General features: G+C 66.2%; 4 protein-coding genes. 3 read left to right on the top strand and 1 reads right to left on the bottom strand.

Going from position 1 to position 3939, the window contains the following annotated elements:
* The 3 genes from EOA27_RS26145 to nhaA form a co-directional block, all read left to right on the top strand.
* Window positions 1–1258: ActS/PrrB/RegB family redox-sensitive histidine kinase (locus tag EOA27_RS26145; RefSeq protein ID WP_145970538.1), on the top strand; the 1258-nt coding region annotated here is incomplete at its 5' end.
* 224 nt (window positions 1259–1482) lie between these two features.
* On the top strand, window positions 1483–2046 hold the full coding sequence (locus tag EOA27_RS26140; protein WP_127257612.1) for an ActR/PrrA/RegA family redox response regulator transcription factor: 564 nt from the start codon (window positions 1483–1485) through the stop codon (window positions 2044–2046).
* Between the two features lie 278 nt (window positions 2047–2324).
* Window positions 2325–3512: a Na+/H+ antiporter NhaA gene (gene nhaA / locus EOA27_RS26135; RefSeq protein ID WP_127257610.1), complete on the top strand. Its 1188-nt coding sequence runs from the start codon at window positions 2325–2327 to the stop codon at window positions 3510–3512.
* Here nhaA and EOA27_RS26130 read toward each other — a convergent pair.
* Window positions 3509–3939: nuclear transport factor 2 family protein (locus tag EOA27_RS26130; RefSeq protein ID WP_189562117.1), on the bottom strand; the 431-nt coding region annotated here is incomplete at its 5' end. The two genes, nhaA and EOA27_RS26130, sit on opposite strands and share 4 nt — an antisense overlap.

Below are 3939 nucleotides of genomic sequence, written 5' to 3'. Positions count from 1 at the left end.
CCTGCGCTGGCTGGCCATCGTCGGCCAGAGCCTGACCGTGCTGGTCGTCGCCTATGGGCTGAAATTCCCGCTGCCGGTCTCGATGTGCTTCGCGCTCATCGCCTTGTCGGCGTGGATGAATCTGTGGCTCACCTTCCGCTATCCGGCCGCGCATCGGCTCACCCCGCTCTCGGCCTTCGCCATCTTGACCTTCGACGGCCTGCAGCTCAGCGGTTTGCTTTACATGACCGGAGGCCTGACCAACCCGTTCTCGGTGCTGCTTTCCGTGCCTGTTGTCATTTCGGCCGCGTCGCTGCCGCTGCGGTTCACCGCGATCCTCGGCGCGCTGGTCATGGTGGCCGCGACGCTGCTGGTGTTCTTCCACCTGCCGCTGCCCTGGTACCAAGACGCGCCGTTGCCGATGCCCTTCATCTATGTCGCCGGCATGTGGATGGCGGTCTTCGCCTCGATCGCCTTCACCGCGATCTATGCCTTCCGCGTCGCGGCGGAAGCGCGCCTGCTCGCCAACGCTTTGGCCGCCACCGAGCTGGTGCTGCAGCGCGAGCAGCATCTTTCGGCGCTGGACGGGCTGGCCGCCGCCGCCGCGCATGAGCTCGGCACGCCGCTGGCCACCATCACTGTGGTCGCCAAGGAGATGGAAAAGGCGCTCGGCAAGGACCCGAAATACGGCGAGGACGTCAAGCTCCTGCGCTCGCAGAGCGAACGCTGCCGCGAGATCCTGAAGCGGCTGACCAGCCTGTCCTCGGAAGGCGAAGCGCATCTGTCGCGCATGCCGCTCACCTCGCTGATCGAGGAGGTGACGGCGCCGCACCGCGATTTCGGCATCTCGATCCGGCTGCGGCCCGGCGAGCGCATCGGCCCCGAGCCGGTCGGCCAGCGCAACCCCGGCGTCATCTACGGGCTCGGCAATCTGGTCGAGAACGCTGTCGATTTCGCCCGCAAGTCGGTCACCGTCAGCTGGAGCTGGGACAATGAGACGGTCACCTTCTCCATCACCGATGACGGGCCGGGGTTCCCGGCCGAGATCATCGACCGCATCGGCGAGCCCTATATGTCGACGCGCCAGGGCACGGAGGCGGGCGGCGGCCTGGGGCTTGGTCTGTTCATCGCCAAGACCTTGCTGGAACGGTCCGGCGCCACTATCGATTTCCGCAATTCGAGCGGGCTCGGCGAAGGCGCGGTGGTGCAGGTCGTCTGGCCGCGTGGCGTCTTCCTCAACCAGGATCAGGCTTCGGCCACCATGTTCGACAATGCGTAACCTTGGCTGGATGGTGCGTAGACCTTGCAATTACCGCATGGCAGCTCTGTTGCCGGCTCTAAAAATTGGACATTGCTCTTGCGGGACTGTATCTGCGTAAAAGTGAAGCATGTCGCCCAAAATTGTGTCTGGAAAAGCGGCATGCCCGAAAAACATGGACTTCGAGCGCCTTCGCCGGAATTCGTTTCGACGGGTAGCGCTTTGGTCAATAGGGTGCCGATAAGATGAGCGGAGACGAGACGGCTGGCGCAATGGTCGAGGGCGAGGACACCTCGCTGCTCATCGTCGAGGACGACAAGCCCTTTCTCACCCGGCTCGCCCGGGCCATGGAAACCAGGGGCTTCGTGGTCGAGACGGCGGAAAGCGTCGAAGAGGCTGTCGCCAAGGCGCGCGCCCATCCGCCGGCCTATGCGGTGGTCGACATGCGTCTCGGCGACGGCAACGGCCTCGATGTCGTTGCAGCCATCCGCGAAAAGCGCGACGACGCCCGCGCCATCATCCTGACCGGCTATGGCAACATCGCCACCGCGGTGACGGCGGTGAAGCTCGGCGCCATCGACTATCTTTCCAAGCCTGCTGATGCCGACGACGTCTTCGCGGCGCTCACCCGCACCTCCGGCGAACGTGCCGCGCCGCCGGAAAACCCGATGTCGCCCGACCGCGTGCGCTGGGAGCACATCCAGCGCGCCTACGAAATGTGCGACCGCAACGTTTCCGAGACGGCGCGCCGGCTGAACATGCACCGCCGCACCCTGCAGCGGATTCTCGCCAAGCGGGCGCCGCGCTGAACAAACTTCGTCATCCTTGGGCGTAGCGCCGCAAAGCGGCGCGAAGACCCGAGGATCCATGCCGTGACCTTGGCCGAAGAATGCAGCGGAGCAGAATTCTGCACCGTTGGCACCGCTCCCATGTAACGGAATGGATCCTCGGGTCTGCGCTGCGTCGCTTCGCTCCTTGCTTCGCCCGTGGATGACGAAGCGACGGACGTTCGGCCTTGCATCGCCGCTGACGCTGCGCATCATTGGACGACAGGTTCTCGGCCAACAGGCTGGTGAGAGAGGAGCCCATGCAAGACGAACAGCCGAAATCGATCCTGCGCGAATTCCTCGACGGCGAGACCGCGGGCGGCATCATCCTGATGGCGGCCGCGGCCCTGGCGCTCATCGTCGCCAACTCGCCTTTGGCCGAGACCTATTTCGCCGTGCTCCACGCTTATCTCGGGCCGCTCAGCGTCTCGCACTGGATCAATGACGGGCTGATGGCGGTGTTCTTCCTGCTGGTCGGGCTGGAGATCAAGCGCGAGATGCTCGACGGGCAGCTCTCGACCTGGCCGCGCCGCGTGCTGCCCGGCATCGCCGCCGCCGGCGGCATGGTGGTGCCGGCGCTGGTCTATGTCCTGATCAATCGCGATAATCAGGCGGCGCTTTCCGGCTGGGCGATCCCCACCGCCACCGACATCGCCTTCGCGCTCGGCGTTCTGTCGCTGCTCGGCAGCCGCGTGCCGGCCTCGCTGAAGGTCTTCCTCACCGCCCTGGCCATCATCGACGATCTCGGCGCCGTCATCATCATCGCGCTGTTCTACACCAGCGGCCTGTCGCTCGCATACCTGGCCGCCGCCTTCGCCGTCATCGCACTGCTGGTCGTGCTCAACCGCATGCGGGCGATGAAGCTCTGGCCGTATCTGCTGCTGGGCGTCGTCCTGTGGGTGCTGGTGCTGAAGTCGGGCGTGCATGCCACGCTGGCCGGCGTCGCGCTGGCGCTCACCATCCCGCTGGAGCGGTCTCCCGGCATCAGCCACGATACTGAACATTCGCCGCTGCACCGGCTGGAGCACGGCCTGCACAAGCTCGTGCCCTTTCTCATCATCCCGATCTTCGGCTTCGCCAATGCCGGCGTCTCGCTGGGCGGCCTGAGCTTCGCGGCCCTTGTCGAGCCGCTGACGCTGGGCGTCGCCGCTGGCTTGGTCCTGGGCAAGCTGGTCGGCGTCTTCGGCTCCTCGGCGCTGGCCATCCGCTTCGGCCTCGCAGACCTGCCGGTCAATGCCGGCTGGCTGCATATGCTGGGTGTCTCGCTGCTCTGCGGCATTGGCTTTACCATGAGCCTGTTCATCGGCCTGCTCGCCTTCGTCCGCGACCCGGCGCTCCAGGACGCGGTGAAGGTCGGCATCCTCGCCGGCTCGCTGGTTGCCGCGCTGCTGGGCGCCGCCGTGCTGCTGACGGCGCCTGCGGCCGGCGCGGATGAGGATGTGGACTAGACCCTTAAGGCAAGTGGCTCCGGCGGTAGGCCAAAGGCCTCGAACAGGGCGGGGCCGAGCGGCGGGACATAGATCGTCAGCGAGGCGATCTTGCCGTCGGCGGCTTCGATGACATGCAGCGAATGCGGCCGCCAGATGGAATCCCGGCGGCCGAGCGCGTAGATGCCCACCGCCGGCTGGGCATTGGCGCCGACGGCCACCGCCCGATAGCCGGCAAAATTGCCCCAGACGCTTGCCAGGAAAGCGCCGATCGCCTGATGTCCGCGGTACCATTCCTGCCATGGCGGCATGTGGTAGATGGCGTCCTCGCGCAGCAGCTCGACGAGCCCGTCCAGATTGTCGGTCTGCCAGGCCTGCATATAGCGTTCGAGCAGCACGCCTTCGCCCGCGCTGGGCCGGGACCGCTGCGGCGGGCGCACCTGGCGTT

The organism is Mesorhizobium sp. M2A.F.Ca.ET.037.01.1.1, assembly GCF_003998075.1.
Classification (GTDB): Bacteria; Pseudomonadota; Alphaproteobacteria; order Rhizobiales; family Rhizobiaceae; genus Mesorhizobium.
The sequence above is the reverse complement of the archived record's forward strand: the minus strand, read 5'-3'. Positions and strand labels throughout refer to the sequence as shown.

Excerpts from the sequence above, each read along its gene's own strand:
- EOA27_RS26140 (WP_127257612.1), top strand. The coding sequence starts at position 1,483 with ATGAGCGGAGACGAGACGGCTGGCGCAATGGTCGAGGGCGAGGACACC.
- nhaA (WP_127257610.1), top strand. The coding sequence starts at position 2,325 with ATGCAAGACGAACAGCCGAAATCGATCCTGCGCGAATTCCTCGACGGC.